General features: G+C 65.3%; 13 protein-coding genes. 8 read left to right on the top strand and 5 right to left on the bottom strand.

Going from position 1 to position 16,744, the window contains the following annotated elements:
• Positions 1-68 precede the first annotated feature (68 nt).
• From OWC48_RS28025 to OWC48_RS28015, 3 genes are all read right to left on the bottom strand, one after another.
• Positions 69-1,142 (bottom strand): hypothetical protein, encoded by a 1,074-nt coding sequence (locus OWC48_RS28025; RefSeq protein ID WP_282522887.1) that lies wholly within the window; start codon positions 1,140-1,142, stop codon positions 69-71.
• A 102-nt stretch (positions 1,143-1,244) separates the two neighbouring features.
• Complete coding sequence (locus OWC48_RS28020; RefSeq protein ID WP_368860675.1) at positions 1,245-2,753, bottom strand: flavin-containing monooxygenase; 1,509 nt, start codon at positions 2,751-2,753, stop codon at positions 1,245-1,247.
• Positions 2,754-2,839: 86 nt separating this feature from the next.
• Positions 2,840-3,304 carry a cupin domain-containing protein gene (locus tag OWC48_RS28015; protein WP_282522885.1) on the bottom strand — a complete coding sequence of 155 codons (465 nt, stop codon included), beginning with the start codon at positions 3,302-3,304 and terminating at the stop codon, positions 2,840-2,842.
• A gap of 186 nt (positions 3,305-3,490) precedes the next feature.
• Here OWC48_RS28015 and OWC48_RS28010 point away from each other — a divergent pair, with 186 nt between their 5' ends.
• The gene (locus OWC48_RS28010; RefSeq protein WP_282522884.1) at positions 3,491-4,516 is read left to right on the top strand and encodes an AraC family transcriptional regulator; all 1,026 of its coding nucleotides are present in this window, start codon (positions 3,491-3,493) and stop codon (positions 4,514-4,516) included.
• Positions 4,517-4,527: 11 nt separating this feature from the next.
• On the opposite strand, the gene OWC48_RS28005 is transcribed toward OWC48_RS28010, so the two are convergent.
• On the bottom strand, positions 4,528-6,384 hold the full coding sequence (locus OWC48_RS28005; protein WP_282522883.1) for an ATP-binding protein: 1,857 nt from the start codon (positions 6,382-6,384) through the stop codon (positions 4,528-4,530).
• Between the two features lie 134 nt (positions 6,385-6,518).
• On the bottom strand, positions 6,519-7,151 hold the full coding sequence (locus OWC48_RS28000; protein ID WP_282522882.1) for a cupin domain-containing protein: 633 nt from the start codon (positions 7,149-7,151) through the stop codon (positions 6,519-6,521).
• A gap of 203 nt (positions 7,152-7,354) precedes the next feature.
• Here OWC48_RS28000 and OWC48_RS27995 point away from each other — a divergent pair, with 203 nt between their 5' ends.
• The 7 genes from OWC48_RS27995 to OWC48_RS27965 all read left to right on the top strand — a co-directional run bounded on the left by OWC48_RS27995 (position 7,355) and on the right by OWC48_RS27965 (position 16,300).
• A complete protein-coding gene (locus OWC48_RS27995; protein ID WP_282522881.1) occupies positions 7,355-9,046 on the top strand; it encodes a peptide ABC transporter substrate-binding protein in 1,692 nt (563 codons plus the stop codon).
• Between the two features lie 27 nt (positions 9,047-9,073).
• Positions 9,074-10,024 carry an ABC transporter permease gene (locus OWC48_RS27990; RefSeq protein ID WP_282522880.1) on the top strand — a complete coding sequence of 317 codons (951 nt, stop codon included), beginning with the start codon at positions 9,074-9,076 and terminating at the stop codon, positions 10,022-10,024.
• A gap of 2 nt (positions 10,025-10,026) precedes the next feature.
• On the top strand, positions 10,027-10,902 hold the full coding sequence (locus OWC48_RS27985) for an ABC transporter permease (protein ID WP_282522879.1): 876 nt from the start codon (positions 10,027-10,029) through the stop codon (positions 10,900-10,902).
• A gap of 55 nt (positions 10,903-10,957) precedes the next feature.
• On the top strand, positions 10,958-12,286 hold the full coding sequence (locus OWC48_RS27980; protein WP_282522878.1) for an FAD-binding oxidoreductase: 1,329 nt from the start codon (positions 10,958-10,960) through the stop codon (positions 12,284-12,286).
• A 13-nt stretch (positions 12,287-12,299) separates the two neighbouring features.
• Positions 12,300-13,226, top strand: a complete 927-nt coding sequence (locus tag OWC48_RS27975) for a glyoxylate/hydroxypyruvate reductase A (RefSeq protein WP_282522877.1) — start codon at positions 12,300-12,302, stop codon at positions 13,224-13,226.
• Positions 13,227-13,235: 9 nt separating this feature from the next.
• Positions 13,236-15,104 carry an ABC transporter ATP-binding protein gene (locus OWC48_RS27970; RefSeq protein WP_282522876.1) on the top strand — a complete coding sequence of 623 codons (1,869 nt, stop codon included), beginning with the start codon at positions 13,236-13,238 and terminating at the stop codon, positions 15,102-15,104.
• Between the two features lie 272 nt (positions 15,105-15,376).
• Positions 15,377-16,300 carry an AraC family transcriptional regulator gene (locus OWC48_RS27965; protein ID WP_282522875.1) on the top strand — a complete coding sequence of 308 codons (924 nt, stop codon included), beginning with the start codon at positions 15,377-15,379 and terminating at the stop codon, positions 16,298-16,300.
• The last annotated feature ends 444 nt before the right edge of the window (positions 16,301-16,744 follow it).

Here is a 16,744-nt window from a genome sequence, read left to right as displayed (position 1 = left end):
GCGTGCCGCGGGGCGCGGAGGTATGGGCGTGACAGCCTGCAGTGTCCAGGACGGCGACAACCGATCCCTCAGCGTATCTTCAGCTCCGAATATTTCACCATCGCGCGCTCGAACTTCCGGTTGAACAGCCACATCGCACCGAGAATCTCGCGGAAGCTGGCCGAGGTCCGCGCCCGGTCGGCCTGTCCGAACGCGAAGATGCTGTTGTTGCGCAGGTGCTTCATGATGGTCGGGCTGGACACCCTGTAGTTCAGCAGATCGCCTGATTTGAGCGCGGACCGCGTCGGGGTCGGCACGATCTGGATCAGTTCGAACAGCTTCATCTGGTCGATCGGGTCGGGAAGCGTCTTCACGATTCCCGGAATCTCCCGGAAGACCTCCGCATGTGCGTTCATCAGGCCGTCGCGCACGTTGGTCCAGTGGTTGAAGCGATAGTCCGTGCCGCGGGCGCGTGCCTCTTCCTTGTCATCGCGCGCGCTGAGCTCGGGGTTGGCCGCCACGATGTCGCCCTTGATGGCCTCCCATTTCCTGCGGCCGTTGCGGTCCTCGGACGGGCCGGTCTGGAAGCTGCCCATATAGGTGTTCGAACGCCCGTTGCGGACATTCTGCTTGCCATTGGTCTCCGCAAAGAACAGCCCGAGGCTGATGCGGCCCGCAGCCTCGGCGTGAGCCGCTGCAAGCCCCTTGGCGCGCGCGATCGCTGTGGCGAGATCGACGACGTCCTTGAACGGCGTCGCCGAGTTCTGCGCGCCGGCCGGCGGCGCCTCCATGACGTCGAACAGCTTTGAATATTCGTCGATCAGCGGCTCGATGTCGGCGTCGAAATAGGCCGGTGGTATCTCGAACTTGTTGGGCTTGCCGATTCGCGACGGCATGGCGTCGGTGAGATCCTTGTAAGCACTGATGACAGCGACGCGTGCCAGATAGAGCGCCTGTCCCGGCAGGTTCGGCAACGGCTCCTTCGCCTCGATCTGTCGGCGCCGCTTGGCAAGGATGGATTTGAAATCGCCGAGCGCGCGATCGTAGGTGGCGAGCGCCTCGGATTGCTTTGCGTTAAGCGTTTGTGCCTGGCTGACCGTGAACGTCGTGAGGATCAGCCCAAGCACCGCCAGGGCTGTGGCGGCGTGACATCGTCGTCCCATGGCGGGTTCCCATGTGCCGGAGATTCGTCGGTCACGGGATCGTAAACATCAAACGCGCGGACTGGCGAGTTGCAAATCGCGCCCAGCCCGGGTTCTCCGACCTTACGCTGTGGCCCGGTACTCCGGCGCCGTCGCCAGGAATTTCGCATAGGCACCCGCATCCGGCGGCTGGAAGTGCCCCGCAAGCCCGCCGCGCTTCTGGTTCCTGGCGCCGATATCGGCCATGAGCTCGTCGAAATGGCGGTAGTGATAAGGCGCGACGCAGAGGCCGCCATAGACGCCGGCAGCCGGCCGTTCGACGCGCTTGAAGTGCAGCATCATCTCGACATTGTCGCGCATCGCTTGTGCCGTCGGCTGGTTCGCGAGCTGGCCGTCGGCATAGCGCACCAGCCAGTTTGCCGCGAGATCGGCGCAGAGCACGGTGCAGAACGACGAGTTGAAGCCGACGAAGCCCATCTCCGGCAGATCAGGGTTGGCGATCAGGCGGTAGAGCCGGTACTGCCCATCCGCATCGACAAGTTTCTGCCGATAGGCCGCGGGCAGGAACGGCACGCCGAGCTTGTAGCCGATCGCGAGCACGGCGACGTCGGCCGCGACGCGCTCGCCACCGCTCATCACGATGCCGTCGCCTTCATAGTGATCGAAGCTGCCGAACACCGCCTTGATGCGGCCGTCGGCGACCATCGGGTAAAAGCCCGGCGTTGCGATCGGCACCGAGCAGTTGACGCCGTCCTCGATCCGCTCCTTCGGCACCATCTTGCACCGGTTCAGCTTGAGCTGTGCCTTCAACAGGCTCTCCAGTCCGCGCCAGTTCGCCCAGATCAGCGGCGCGGCGATGCGGTGCGCGAGCCGTGCCATGGAGCTCGCGCCCCAGCCCGGAAACATCTCCTCCTGCGCGCGGATGTAGAGGATGCGCTTGAAGTTCACGAGCCCGCCGATGAAATACGGAATGCGCCACACCGGCTCGCGCATCACGATGGTGACCTCGCGCGCGCCCGATTTCACCGCGTTCACCGCGATGTCGGTCGCGGACTTCGAGCCGCCGAGCACGACGACGCGGCGTCCTTTCGCCAGCGTCGGATCGCTGTATGTCGACGAGTGCAGGATCTGGCCACCCTGCGCCAGAAAGCCGTCCTCGCCCGGGCAATGCAGCTCGCGCGGCTCGTTGAACTGCCCGGTGCAGACCGCGACGAAATCGAAATCTTCATTCGTCGTGCCGTTCTTGTTCGACAACGCGAGCGTCCAGCCCGGTTTGCCGTCGGCGCGGCGCGCCATGCCCGCGACCCCAGTGTTGAGGCGCAGCATGTGGTCGAGGCCAAAGTTTTTCGCATAGTCGCAGAGATAGGCATGGACCTGCGGCCCGGTGGGCCATTCCGGATAACTGTCCGGCATGGCGCGATCGGTGTAGCGGTAGAGTTCCTTCGGGCTCTGGGTCTGGACGTCAGGATAGGAGCGCGCCGGCTCCCAGACGCCGCCGAGATCGGCACTGCGCTCGACGATGGTGACGCGGTGGCCGTGGCTGGAAAACGCCTTTGCGGCGGCGAGGCCGGAGACGCCGGCGCCGATCACGCAGACATGCTTGGGGCTGACCATGGGATTCCTCGCAATCAATGTGTTTCGGGCGCAAGCGGCCACGTTCGGCCGCAATGCGCGGCCGGCGGACCTGCAAGCAGATGAAGTGGTCGGGAGGCCGCTGCCTAGTCGTTGGCCTCGGGCGGCAGGAAGTCGACCTCGTGCAGCGCCGAGATGCGCACGACCTCGGCGGGGTCGGTCAGATTGTGGAGCTGGTTGAACAGCGCCTCCAGCTTCTGCATCGGCGAGACCCAGAACAGCGCGCGGCACGGCTTGTCGGACTTGTTGAAATAGCCGTGCGGGATGCCGCGCGGCATGCGCACGAGATCCCCGGCATGGGCCTTGACCCATTGGCCGTCGAGCTTGAGGTCGAGCGTGCCTTCCTGCACCAGGATGAACTCGTCCTGGGTCGGATGGATGTGCACGGGCACGAACTGGCCGGGCTCGCTGTTGGTCTCGAACGCGAAGGTGGAATCTGTGACAGCCTTGGGAAAATAGACCTGGCCCAGGATGTTCCAGCTCTTGCCACCATAGCCCGTGCCAACGGCGGTTATGCCCTTTTCGAGTGCAGTCTTTTCGAGTGCAGTCATGGCTCGCTCCTCATGGATTCCGGCGAGGATGGAGCTTCGGCCCGTCGACGGTCGCTGTCTATCCGCTAAACGAATCCGGATGCGGCTGTTGCCATGCAGCACGACGATTTTGCGGCGCGGCTCTTTCCGCGTCCCGGGAACTATTATAGGCTTAAAGCAAATCCGTGGCCCGAAGCGTTGTCGACGATGTCCGCAGCCGAGCTGGAAATGATCACGCGGCGGTCCGAAGCCGAACGGCTTGCGGACTTCGCCCGCGTCACCACGGACGATGTCGACGAAGCGGCAGAGCAGATCGGACGCATCTTCTGCCCGCACGACCTCGAGCCGGCACGGCCGCGCGGGCCCGGCTTCTCCGCCCGGCACAATTGCGCGGCGTTCGACGGCTTCTCCATCAACTATGTGGCCTATGGCGGGTCGGTGAGCATCGATCCCGGCTGCCTCGAGCGCTTCTTCCTGGTGCAGGTCCCGCTCACCGGCACCGCCCGCATTCGTGCCGGCGTCAGCGAAATCGATGCCGCGCCGGGCCGCACGGCATCGCTGCTGTCGCCGACCATTCCGACCCGGATGATGTGGAGCGACTGTGCCCAGGCGATCCTGCTGCTCGACCGTCGCATGATCGAGCAACGCGCTGCGTCGCTGTCGGGCAGGGCGGCCGGCACAGTCGAGTTTAATGCCGCGATCGACCTGGACGCACCGGCGGGGCAGGCGTTGCGGACCAGCCTTGCCGAACTGATGCGGCTTGCCGAGCGTCTCGGGCCGTCCGGCAGGCTTTCATCGGTCGCGATGGCCGATTGGCGCGAGGTGCTGCTCGATCATCTCCTCAATGGCCAGCGGCATGACCTGTCGGATGCCATCAGGAGGTTTTCGGGGCAGGCCGAGCGTCTGCCGCGTGCGCTCCGCGCCGCGCGGGACCATCTTGCGGAAAATGCCGGTGAGCCGCTCGACCTCGCGCAGCTCGCCTGCGCGTCCGGGATCGGCGTCCGCGCGCTCCAGCTCGGCTTCCGCCGCCACTTCGGCGTATCGATCTCGGAGATGCTGCTCGGCATGCGCCTCGCTGCTCTGCACGCCCGGCTGGCGCAGGCTTCGCCGGATGTCTCCATCACCGAGATCGCCTTTGATCTCGGCTTCACCCATCTCGGCCGCATGGCTGGTGCCTACCGCGAAAAATTCGGCGAGACGCCGTCGGCAACGCTGCGGCGAAGGATGAGCTAGGCGGCGGGCATCTATTTTCGCGATCGCGTCGTGCCGCTGTCTTCAGCCGCTTGCCTCCGCAAAAAGCCTTCGACATCCGCCTGCACCGAGTACGGCGTCGGGATCGGATCGCCCGCGGCGTCGACGGCGGTGTCGAGGGAGCGGCGCAGCATGCGCGCGAGCTCGGCTTTCCGGTACGGCTTTGCCAGCAGCGGCGCGCCCATGGTGGCGCGTCCCTGCGCGTGCAGGGAATCGTAGGCATAACCCGACGTGAACAGCACCCGCAGCGAGGGCCGCGCAGCCACCATCTGCTCGGCGAGCTCGCGTCCATTGACGCCGCCGGCCATCACGATGTCGGTGAAGAGCAGATCGAACGGCGTTCCTTCGGCCACGATGGCGAGCGCTTCGGTCGCGTTACCGGCGGAGATGACCTTGTAGCCGAGGCTTTCGAGCTGGACGGTGACATATTGGCGGACGTCGCGATCGTCCTCGACGCAAAGGATTATTTCCGTGCCGCCCACGACCTTGCGCTCGTCATAGCCGGCCGGACGGAGCGTGCTGGTCTCGGCTTTCGGCAGGTAGATCGTGAAAATCGTGCCGCGGCCTTCTTCGGACGTGACCTTGATGCCGCCGCCGGACTGCTTGACGAAACCGAACACCATGCTGAGACCGAGCCCGGTGCCCTTGCCGACATCCTTGGTCGAGAAGAACGGATCGAAGATGCGTTCGAGAATGGCTTGCGGAATACCCGTGCCGGTATCGGCGATCTCGATCTCGACATAGTCACCGGCGTAGCCGGCGCCCACCGCGACGGCCTCGCGCACGCCGAACACCACGTTGCGCGTCGTCAGCGTGAGCTTGCCGCCGTCCAGCATCGCGTCGCGGGCGTTGATCGCGAGGTTGAGCAGCGCCGCGCTCAATTGGCCGCGGTCGGCGAAAGCCAGCCAGACGTTGCGGTCAAGCCTGGACACGATCTCGATCTTCTTGTCGAAGGTCGCCAGCAGCAGCTTTGCCACCTCTTCGAGCAGTTCGTTGACGTCGATCTCGGCCGGCTGGAGCGCCTGCTTGCGGGCAAAGGACAACAGGCTCGACGTCAGCGCGGCGCCGCGATCGGCCGCCTCGCTGATCAGCTTGGTGATGGTCGCAAGCGGCGGGTTGTCCTTCACGGCGTCGGCGAGGATCTCGATCGTGCCCGTGATCACGGTGAGCATGTTGTTGAATTCGTGAGCGATGCCGCCGGTGAGCTGGCCGACCGCCTCCATCTTCTGGGCCTGGATCAGCTGCTCCTCGGCCGCGCGCTTCTGGGTGACGTCCTTGACGAAATTGTTGATGATGGTGCGCCCGCCGAGCTCGAGCGCCGTGCTCGACGCCTCGATCAGGATCTGGTCGCCGTTCCGGTGCAGCAGCGTCGCTTCGAACCGGATGCCGATTGGCGTATCCGACAGTTCCGGCAAAAGCCGCATCATGCGTTGCCTGAAGCCGTCGCGGAGCGGCTCGGCGATGAGGAGGTTGACGACATCGGCGCCGAGCGCCTCCTTGCGCGTCCATCCGGTCAGGGCCTCGGCCTGGACACTCCACTCCAGGACGATGCCGTTCGCATCGGTCTGAACGAAGGCGTCGAGTGCGGTCTTGATGACGGCCTGGGTCATCTGCGCGCCGGCCTGGGCCTGCTCGGCCAGTTGCGCGGCGGCGCGTTTGTCCTGCGCCATTTCGATCGCGCGCGTGCACAGCCGTGCGAGCAGCACCGCAACGGCGCCGCTTGCCAGCAAGGCGACGACCTGGGCAAAGCCGAACCCGGTCCCGGTCGCGGCATAAGAGGCGAGGAGGGCCGCGGCGGTCACGGCGACCTGCGCGGCCATCGCGAGTGTCAGAAGCGGTCTGAGTTTCATGGTCTCACACCAACGACGTCAATCGCGGGACCCTCGCGTTCGCGCTGTAGATTGCTCCGGCTTCACGTCAGCTACAGGCTCCGCGAGCCTGCGTCGAGGGGCAATTTCCGGCGGGGCGCCGGCGTTCCTCGCGCTCAACCTGCCGGCGAATCGGTCTGGCGGAGCGTCGTGACCCAGATCACACGCGCGGCCTGCTGGGTCGGGTTGTCGAACATGTGCGGCACGATGCTCGGAAAACGGAAACTGTCGCCGGCCTCGAGCAGATGAGCCTGGTTGTCGAGCCACAGCCGCAGGCTGCCGGACAGGATGTAGCCGGCCTTCTCGCCGGTGTGCTGCAAGAAGTCGGTGCCGGACGAGGCGCCGGGATTGAGCGTGAGCTCATAGAGTTCGAGCTGGCCCTTGTCTGCGGGCGTCAGCGCTTCCTTGACGACGCCGCTGGCGGTGAGCCGCAGCAGGCGCCTAGAGTTCTTGCGCACGATGTAGCGCTGCACATCGGCGGGATCGGTGGTCTCGAAGAAATAGGAGATGGGAACGTCGAGCGCGATGCTGAGCAGGCGCAGCGTCCGTATCGACGGCATGGCGCGCGCGCGTTCGAGCTGGCTGATCATCCCATTGGAGAGCCCGGTCTTGGTGGCGACGTCCTGGATCGAGAGGCCGGCGCGCTGCCGCAGCAGCCGCACGGTTTCGCCGAGTCGCTGGTCGACCGCATCGTCAGCCTCGATCGCCGGGGCGTCCTTCGGGCCGTTGGTCTCGCCGCGACCATCCATGTCGCTCTCCCATGCATTGCCTCGCCGCCGGAATGGCCGGCGGCGTGAAAAGGTCGCGCATCCTAGCAATGTGATTGACAGCTGTATTTAGTCATGATGAACTTTTGACTGAAAAATTTAGAAGCACTAAAGCCCACTCCTGTCCCTTTGCCGGGTCTCGGGGGCGCGGGAGACGGTGCCGCGTGCGGGAACGGAGACTGGTCATGGCAGACAGCACCGGCAAGTTCGGCGTTGGCGGGCTGCATCATCTCGGCATTCCAAATCGCCGACAATTCTTCCAACTCGGCGCGGGCGCTGCGGCGGGATGGACCCTTGCAGGCAACGCGTTCGCGCAAACGGAACGCCCGACCAATCCGCCGGACAAGCCGCGCGGGCAGGTGATCGCGGCGCTGTCGCAGGAGCCGACCGTCTTTCATCCGCTGATGCCGGGGATCGAGGTCGATCAGGGCATCTGGTGGCAGGTGTTCTCGCCGCTCTGGTTCATCGAGCCCGACGGCAAGTTCGTCCCCGACCTCGCGCGCGAAGTCCCGACCGTCGAGAATGGCGGCCTGTCGGCCGATGGTCTGACCTGGAAGATCAAGCTGCGCAGCGACGTGAAATGGCACGACGGCACGCCGTTCACGGCCGAGGACGTCAAGTTCTCGCTGGACCTGATCAACAATCCCGACTTCCGCGTCCGCAACCGCGTCGGCCACAACCTCGTCAAGGACATCAAGGTCGTCGCGCCCGACGAGATCCACTGGCGGATGGAGGCTCCCTATTCGCCCTACATGTCGATCCTGTCGCTCACCTTCATCGTGCCGAAGCACATCCTGGAGAAGCTGTCGGATCCGAACTCCTCGCCGTTCCACAACGCGCCTGTCGGCACCGGGCCGTTCCGCTGGGGCGAGCGCGTGCCCGGCGACCACATTCAATTGAATGCCCATGCCGGCTATCACGGCAAGGGACCTTATGTCGAACGCGTGGTCTTCAAATACATTCCCGATCTCACCGTGCTCTACACCCAGTTCCGCACGGGGCAGGTCGACTACACCGGCCTGCAAGGCATCTTGCCGAACTTCGTGCAGGAGGCGAAGACGCTGAAGGGCCGCAAGATCTTCGTCTCCGCGACGTCATCGGTGGAGCACGTCGCGCCGAACCTCGAATTCGGCCCCTTCGCCGATCGCGCGGTGCGCGAGGCGCTTTATCTTGCCATCAACAAGCAGGCGATCATCGATGCGCTGAACTACGGCCTGCCGACGCAGACCGAGAGCTTCGTGCCGCAGCAGGCCTGGTCGTTCCGGCAGGGCCTGCCGCAGCACAAATACGATCCGGCCAAGGCCAACGCGCTGCTCGACGCTGCCGGTTGGACCCGCGGCTCCGGCGGCATCCGCGAGAAGGGTGGGGTCAAGCTCGAATTCACCAACTCGACCACGTCGGGCAATGCGGTGCGCGAGCAGACCCAGCAACTCCTGATCCAGGACTGGCGCGCGATCGGCGCGGCGATGCGCGTCAACAACATGCCCGCCGCCGTGATCTGGGGCGATTTCTGGCAGCAGTCGAAGTTCAATTCGGTGCTGGTGTCCGTGAACTTCATGCTCGGCAGCGACCCCGACGTGACGCCGCGCTTCGGCTCCGGAGCTATCCCTGCCAAGGGCGGCCGTGGCTTCAACACCTATCAGTACAACAGCGCCGAGGCCGATCGTCTGCTTGCCGAGGGCGCCAGACAGTTCGATCTCGCCCAGCGCAAGACGACCTATGGCGATCTGCAGAAGCTGATCCGCAACGACCTCGCCATCCTGCCGCTGTTCCAGGGTTTTATCGCCGAGGGCGTGAAAGAGGGGCTGCAAGGCTTCCGTCCCAACATCAACACCTCCATCAACTGCTGGAACATCCGCGAATGGTACTGGGCCTGATGCCTCAGGCTCGCTGGATCGCCTGAGATGGCCCGTTACGTCGTCAACCGCCTGGCGCAGGCGATCATGCTGCTGGTGATCGTCTCCGCGATCGGGTTTGCCATCCTGCATCTGGCGCCCGGCGGTCCGTTGTCGCAATACGCGGCGTCCGCGCAGATGACGCAGGAGGACCTCGACCGCGTCACCAGGCAGCTCGGCCTCGATCGCCCGTTGCCGATCCAGTATCTCGACTGGTTCGGCCGCATGCTGAAAGGCGATTGGGGCAAGTCCTATCGCGACGGCGAGGCGGTGCTGTCGGTGATCTCCTCCCATCTCGGCGCCACGTTGGAGCTGATGGCTACGGCGACGATCATCGCGGTTTTGCTCGGCTGCTGGATCGGCGTGCTGGGCGCGCTGCGCCGCTATTCGCTGTTCGATTCGCTCGCCACCGTCGGCGCCATGATCGCGCTGTCGATCCCGACCTTCTGGTTCGGTCTCGTCACCATCTATTTGTTCTCCGTGAAGCTCGGCTGGCTGCCGGCCGGCAATCGCCAAACCGTCGGCGATGGCTCCTTCCTCGACCTGCTGCATCATCTGATCGCGCCGGCGCTGGTGCTGGCACTGGTCGAGACCGCGATGTGGGGCCGCTTCATGCGCTCCTCCATGCTCGAGGTGATCAATCAGGATTACATCCGCACCGCGCGCGCCAAGGGCATGCCGGAATGGCGCATCCTCACCGTGCACGCGCTACGCAACGCGCTACTGCCGATGATCACGGTCGCGGGTCTGCAGTTTCCGACGCTGCTCGGCGGTGCGCTGGTCGCCGAGACCGTGTTCACCTGGCCCGGCATGGGCCGGCTGTTCCTGGATTCCATCGGCTACCGCGACTATCCCGTGGTGATGGGCATCCTGATGTTCTCGGCGACGATGGTGCTGATCGGCTCGCTGGTCGCCGACATCCTCTACGCCGTCGTCGATCCGCGCATCCGGGTGGGCTAGGGATGACGGCTGCGACCCTCTCGACCGTTCAGCTCGCGCCCGGCCAGGCCGCATGGCGGCGCTTCCGCCGGCACCGGCTTGCGCTCGCCGGTGCTGTCATCATTCTCGTTCTCGTGCTCGGCTCGGCGTTGGGTCCTTATCTGCTGCCGTTCGACGACACCTATATCGACATCATGAAGCGGTTCGCGCCGCCGTTGTCCGGCGCGCACATCCTCGGCACCGACGAGCTCGGCCGCGACGTGCTGGCGCGGCTGATGATGGGTGGGCGGGTCTCGCTCTCGATCGGCATCGTCGCGATGGTGATCGCGATGGCGGTCGGCGTCGTCGTCGGTGCTTTCGCCGGCTTCTATGGCGGCGTGGTCGGCGCGGTCTTGATGCGGCTCGTCGACGCCGTGCTGTGCTTTCCGACGATCTTCCTGCTGCTCGCGCTGGCGGCGCTCACCGAGCCGGGCCCCGTCACCACCACCGTGCTGATCGCGGCCACCGCCTGGATGGCCGTGGCCCGCGTTGTCGAAGCCCAGGTGCGCTCGCTGCGCGAACGCGAATTCGCGGTTGCTGCGCTCGCCTTCGGCTCGTCGAACCTGCGCATCATGTTCCGCGAGCTCGTGCCCAACGCGATCGCGCCGATCGTGGTGGCGGCGACGCTGAACGTCGCCAAGGCGATCCTGCTCGAATCCTATGTCAGCTATCTCGGCTACGGCATCCAGCCGCCGGCCGCGAGCTGGGGCAACATGCTCAACAACGCGCAGATCTACCTCACCAGCTCGCCGTGGCTCGCGATCGCGCCGGGCGTCGCCATCACGCTCGCGGTGACGAGCTTCAATTTCCTCGGCGACGGTCTGCGCGACGCGCTCGACCCGCGAATGAATATCGCATGATGAGCCTGCCCCCGAGCCGACTTGCGTCGATCGAACTGAATAGCTGGAGTGTCCCATGTCCCCGCCGCTCACCCGTATAAACAGCGACGAACGCCTGCCGGCGCAGGCGGACGTCGTGGTCATCGGCGGTGGCGTCATCGGCGTGTCCGCGGCCTATCATCTGGCGAAGAAGGGTCTCTCCGTTGCCCTCGTCGAGAAAGGCCATGTCGGCGGCGAGCAGTCGAGCCGCAATTGGGGCTGGTGCCGCCAGCAGGGCCGCGCCCGCGAGGAGATCCCACTGGCCCGCGAGGCGCTCCGGCTGTGGGAGGACATGCAGAACGACGCCGGTGTCGATGCCGGCTTCCGCCGCACCGGCGTGCTGTTCCTGACCAAGAGCAAGGACGAGCTGGCCAGCTGGGAGCGATGGGCCGCAACTGCGCGCGAGATGCAGGTCCACTCGACCGTGCTGACGCCGGCCGAGGTCGCCGAGCGCATGCCAGGCAATACCGACAAGTGGGTCGGCGGCCTGCACACGCCGAGCGACGGACGCGCCGAGCCGTCGATGGCCGTGCCTGCGCTGGCGACGGCCGCGCGAAAGCATGGCGTCACCATCCATCAGGGCTGCGCCGCGCGCGGGCTGGAGACGACTGGCGGAAAGGTCAGCGCCGTCGTCACCGAGAAGGGCACCATTCGCACGCAGGCGGTGCTGCTATCGGGCGGCGCCTGGTCGTCGCTGTTCTGCCGCCGCCACGGCATCGAGCTGCCGATCGGCCTCGTCAACGCCACCGCATGCCGGACCACGCCAGCGCCGGAGATCACGTCCGGCGCGCTCGGCACCGATCTCTACTGCATCCGCCGCCGTCTCGACGGCGGCTTCACGCTGGCCCTGCGCAACCGCGGCACGGTCGAGCTGTCGCCCGACCTGTTCCGCTACGCGCGCACCTTCTGGCCGACCTATCTGCATCGCAAGAACGGGCTGAAGCTCTCGTTCGGCAAGTCGTTCTTCGACCAGATCGTGCGCGGTACGAGCTGGAGTTTTGACAAGCCGTCGCCGTTCGAGACCGAGCGTGTGCGCGATCCCGAGCCCGACATGTCGCTGGTGAATGCGGCGCTGGTCTCGCTGATCAAGGCGAACCCGGAGCTGAAGGACATCGAGATCGCGGAAGCCTGGGGCGGCACTATCGACTGCACGCCGGACACCATTCCCGTGATCTCGCCGGTCGATGCCTTGCCCGGCTTCTTCCTCGCGACCGGCTTCTCCGGCCACGGTTTTGGCATCGGCCCCGCCGCCGGCAAGCTCGCCGCCGACATCGTGACCGGCGCGACGCCGCTGGTCGATCCCGCGGCCTACAGCCACAAGCGCATGATTGACGGCCGGCGTCTCGCGCCGGTCAGCCCGTTCTGAGAGTGCTGGCGGCATGACGGTTCTCTACAAGGCCAACATGGTTCGCGGCGCCGAATGGGCGAGCTTCTTCGCCGAGCGCGCGCCCGATGTGCCGTTCCGGCTCTGGCCCGACATCGGCGATCCCGCCGAGGTGCGCTATCTCGTGGCCTGGGTGCCGCCGGATGACATCGCGACGACCTTTCCCAATCTCGAGCTGGTCTTTTCGGTCGGTGCGGGCGTGGATCAGTTCGATGCCACGAAAGTTCCGGCGCACATTCCGCTCGTCCGCATGCTGGAGCCCGGCATCGCCGAGACCATGGTGGAATACGTCACCATGGCCGTGCTCGCCCTGCATCGCGATCTCCTGCACTTCGTCGGCCAGCAGAGGGAACAGGTCTGGCGCGAGATCCGGATCACGCCGGCCAAACGTCGTCGTGTCGGCGTGATGGGGCTGGGCCAGCTCGGCCAGGCCGTACTCGACCGGCTCAAGACGTTCGACTTCCCGCTTCTCGGCTGGAATCGTTCGCCGCGCGAGATTGAAGGCGTCACCTGTTACGCCGGTACCGACACGTTGCCAGAGTTTCTCGCGCAGGCCGACATCCTCGTCTGCCTGCTGCCGCTGACAGACGAGACCCGCGGCATCCTCAATGCCGATCTGTTCGCGCGCCTGCCGCGCGGAGCAGGGCTCGTCAATGTCGGGCGTGGCCCGCATCTCGTCCAAGCCGATTTTCTCGCGGCGCTCGACAGCGGCGCGCTGTCCGGTGCGGTGCTCGACGTCGCCGATCCCGAGCCGCTGCCGGCGGGCCATCCGTTCTGGAGCCACCCGCGCATCCTGCTGACGCCGCACAATGCCAGCATGACGACGCCTGATACGGCCGTCGATTTCGTGCTCGACGTCATCGCCCGCCACCGCCGCGGCGAAGATCTGCCGGGGCGCGTCGATCGCAGTCGCGGCTATTAGGGCAATCGCATGAGCACCGGCGCAAGCAGGCCTGATCCAATCGTTGCCGAAGCTCAGTCCCCCGTGTTGTCGGTCGCGGGCCTGACCACGTCCTTTCTGCGCGAGCGGCAATGGATTCCCGTCGTCCGCGACGTGTCGTTCGATATCGCGGCCAAGGAAACCGTGGCGATCGTCGGCGAGTCCGGTTCGGGCAAGAGCGTCACCGCGCTTTCCATCATGCGGCTCATTCCGAAGGAGAGCGGCCGGGTCGAGGGGCGCGTCACGCTCGCGGGCCGCGATCTACTGACGCTGTCCGAAGCGAGCATGACGGATGTTCGTGGCAACGATGTCGCCATGATCTTCCAGGAGCCGATGACGAGCCTCAATCCGGTGCTCACCATCGGCTTTCAGATCGCCGAGGCGCTGATCCAGCATCGCGGCCTGTCGCGCGCGGCGGCAGAGGCCGAGACCATCCGTCTGCTCGATCGTGTCCGCATTCCCGCGGCGGCATCACGCTTCCACGAGCATCCGCATCGTTTCTCCGGCGGCATGCGCCAGCGCGTGATGATCGCGATGGCGCTCGCCTGCAAGCCGAAGCTGTTGATCGCCGACGAGCCGACGACGGCACTCGACGTCACCATCCAGGCGCAGATCCTGGAGCTTCTGAAGGAGCTCCAGCAGGAGGAGGGGATGTCGATCCTCTTCATCACCCACGACATGGGCGTGGTGGCCGAGATCGCGGACCGGACCGTGGTGATGTATGGCGGGCAGGCGGTCGAGACTGACGCCACCGCGCGCATCTTCGCTACGCCCTCGCATCCCTATACGAGCGCGCTGCTCGCGGCCGTGCCGCGTCTCGGCTCGATGGGCGGGCGGACGCGGCCGATGCGGTTTCCGATCGTCGACAAGGTCACGGGGACCTCGGACGAGCCGGCGGAGACGCCTGAGACGGTCTCAACCGCGGAGCGGCCGCTGCTCGAAGTCGCCAACCTCACCACACGCTTTCCGATCCGCTCGGGCTTGTTCGGAAAAGTCTCGGGCCGGGTCCACGCGGTCGAGAACATCTCCTTCACCCTGCGCGCCGGCGAGACGTTGGCGCTGGTTGGCGAATCCGGTTGCGGCAAGTCGACCACCGGTCGCTCCATCCTCAAGCTCACGGAGCCGGACAGCGGCACCGTCCTGGTCGACGGCCATGACGTCCTCGCCATGAACGCCCGGACCTTGCGCGACTTCCGCAAGCAGATGCAGATCGTATTCCAGGATCCGTTCGCGAGCCTCAATCCGCGCATGTCGGTGGGGACGGCGATTGCCGCGCCGCTGCTCGCCAATGGGCTCGCCACGGCATCGCAGGCACGAGACAAGGTCGCCGATCTGCTCGTGCGCGTCGGCCTGACCGCCGATATGGCTGCGCGCTTTCCGCACGAATTCTCCGGCGGCCAGCGCCAGCGCATCTGCATTGCGCGCGCGCTCGCGCTCGGGCCGAAGCTGATCGTTGCGGACGAAGCGGTCTCCGCGCTCGACGTCTCGGTCAAGGCGCAGGTCGTCAACCTGATGCTCGACCTGCAGGCCAGCATGGGCCTTGCCTATCTCTTCATTTCCCACGACATCGCGGTGGTCGAGCGCATGAGCCATCGCGTCGCGGTGATGTATCTCGGCGAGATCGTCGAGACCGGCCCGCGCGCAGCCTTGTTCGGCAATCCGCAGCATCCCTACACGAAGAAGCTGATGGCCGCGGTGCCGGTGCCCGATCCATCGCGCCGCGGCACGAAGCGCGAGACATCGAACGACGAGATCAGAAGCCCGGTGCGCGCACCGGATTATCAACCGCCGGTCCGGCAGTATCGCGAAGTCTCGCCCGGCCACGTCGTCCAGGTCTGGGGCGAGGAATGGTCGGCCTAGCGCGCGAAGGCGCGTAGCGGATGCTTTCGAGAACGCACGATAAAATCGCGCCATGATCTGCCGCACACGTTAACGGCGGTGTCCTTCGCGATGCCAAGCCTGTGGAATCGTGCTGAAATCACAATGAATTCACCTCGCCGCGACGGAGTGCGACCGCCTGCCACAATCTATGTGTTAATGCGGCGAAGCTGGACCGTCGGCCGTCGATCTCCGATAATGCATCGCCTCGGAGAGGCCGACGCGGACGTGCCTTTCACGGATGGAATATTGAAATGACAGAAGCAGGCGTCTACGGGCAGAGGCTCGGGCGGGGCTTTCGCGTGACGGAAGCTCCGGTTCTGATCACGCGCTCGCTGCGCAGTGCGGAACTCGCGGTCACCGAGGTCCGCAATGACAAGCCGACGCCCGAGCTTTCCGGCTCGTTGCCGGCGGAGGATGCTTACCTCGTCAGCTTGAAGCTCCGCGACTATCCCGCTTGCGAATGTTGGGAGGAAGGCCGCTACGTCACCAGGGAGAATATTCGTGCAGGCGCGACCTATCTGTACGACCTCAAGCGCGACCCGCGCTACGTGATCGACAAGCCGTTTCACTCGCTCTTCTTCTATTTGCCGCGCTCGGCCCTTCACGACATGGCGAGGCAACCGGGCGCGCCGCGCATTGGCGAACTCTCTTACGAGCCCGGTGTGGGCCATGACGACGGGGTCATCCGTCATATCGGCGCCACCTTGCAGGAAGCACTGCGTCGGCCTGACGAGACCAACCAGCTTTTCGTCGATCACATGATGCTCGCGCTCACCGCCCACGTCGCCCAGACCTATGGCGGGCTGAAGCCTGTCGCAGAGCCTAACCGTGGCGGCCTCGCGCCATGGCAGGTGAAGCGCGCGTGTGACCGGTTCGAATCCGATCTCTCAGGCAAGGTCGCGCTGGAGCAGATCGCGACCGAGCTCGGCCTTTCGGTCAGCCACTTTTCACGCGCATTCCGGATCTCCACCGGCCTGCCGCCGCATCAATGGCTGCTGCGTCAGCGCGTGAAGGCGGCCACGCAGCTGATGACGGTCCGCAACCTGCCGTTGTCCGAGATTGCGATCTCGGCCGGATTTGCCAATCAAAGCCATTTCACCCGCGTGTTCACGCAGATGGTCGGCGTCAGTCCGGGCGCATGGCGTCGCGAAGCCCATGGCGGGCAGGACGCGTAGAGCGTTTTCACGTCAAAATCAGAATCCAAATCGGTGCCGCTTCGCCAGCGAGATCGCCTGCTTCGTGCCCGTGAATTCGTGAGGCGCTGGGCTTCAGGGCAAGCATTCCGGCCATTCCTTCAGCAGGCGGCGACATCCCGCGTATGCAACGATGCAAACTTAGTCCTCCTGAGATCGTGACTGGATGGAGCGACAGGGAACGGGAGTATGTGAACAGTCTCATAGTCCATCACTCTCTTTTCGAGCTAACTCTCCTCCAAGAAATTGCTGCACCCGGAGCTGACTGACAGACAAGGGTGAGATGCAATGCCTGCGAAGCCGCGAGCTCGCAGCTTTGGTTTGGCTCTCGTCTTGGTTACGAGCAAGCCAGCCCCATCACTCAGCCACATCTTTTGGAAATTGGAATCAAGGGCATCGCGAAACGCGTCCACGCAGCTTCTAATC

Origin of the sequence: Bradyrhizobium sp. Arg816, from assembly GCF_029989365.1 — a bacterium.
GTDB lineage: Bacteria > Pseudomonadota > Alphaproteobacteria > Rhizobiales > Xanthobacteraceae > Bradyrhizobium.
This window is presented reverse-complemented; position numbering and strand designations above follow the sequence as displayed.

What these genes read in the sequence shown, in the direction of transcription:
- OWC48_RS28025 (WP_282522887.1), bottom strand. Translation starts at nt 1,142, where the DNA reads ATGGGACGACGATGTCACGCCGCCACAGCCCTGGCGGTGCTTGGGCTG.
- OWC48_RS27965 (WP_282522875.1), top strand. Translation starts at nt 15,377, where the DNA reads ATGACAGAAGCAGGCGTCTACGGGCAGAGGCTCGGGCGGGGCTTTCGC.
- OWC48_RS28005 (WP_282522883.1), bottom strand. Translation starts at nt 6,384, where the DNA reads ATGAAACTCAGACCGCTTCTGACACTCGCGATGGCCGCGCAGGTCGCC.
- OWC48_RS28015 (WP_282522885.1), bottom strand. Translation starts at nt 3,304, where the DNA reads ATGACTGCACTCGAAAAGACTGCACTCGAAAAGGGCATAACCGCCGTT.
- OWC48_RS28010 (WP_282522884.1), top strand. Translation starts at nt 3,491, where the DNA reads ATGTCCGCAGCCGAGCTGGAAATGATCACGCGGCGGTCCGAAGCCGAA.
- OWC48_RS28000 (WP_282522882.1), bottom strand. Translation starts at nt 7,151, where the DNA reads ATGGATGGTCGCGGCGAGACCAACGGCCCGAAGGACGCCCCGGCGATC.
- OWC48_RS27970 (WP_282522876.1), top strand. Translation starts at nt 13,236, where the DNA reads ATGAGCACCGGCGCAAGCAGGCCTGATCCAATCGTTGCCGAAGCTCAG.
- OWC48_RS27975 (WP_282522877.1), top strand. Translation starts at nt 12,300, where the DNA reads ATGACGGTTCTCTACAAGGCCAACATGGTTCGCGGCGCCGAATGGGCG.
- OWC48_RS27980 (WP_282522878.1), top strand. Translation starts at nt 10,958, where the DNA reads ATGTCCCCGCCGCTCACCCGTATAAACAGCGACGAACGCCTGCCGGCG.
- OWC48_RS27990 (WP_282522880.1), top strand. Translation starts at nt 9,074, where the DNA reads ATGGCCCGTTACGTCGTCAACCGCCTGGCGCAGGCGATCATGCTGCTG.
- OWC48_RS27995 (WP_282522881.1), top strand. Translation starts at nt 7,355, where the DNA reads ATGGCAGACAGCACCGGCAAGTTCGGCGTTGGCGGGCTGCATCATCTC.
- OWC48_RS27985 (WP_282522879.1), top strand. Translation starts at nt 10,027, where the DNA reads ATGACGGCTGCGACCCTCTCGACCGTTCAGCTCGCGCCCGGCCAGGCC.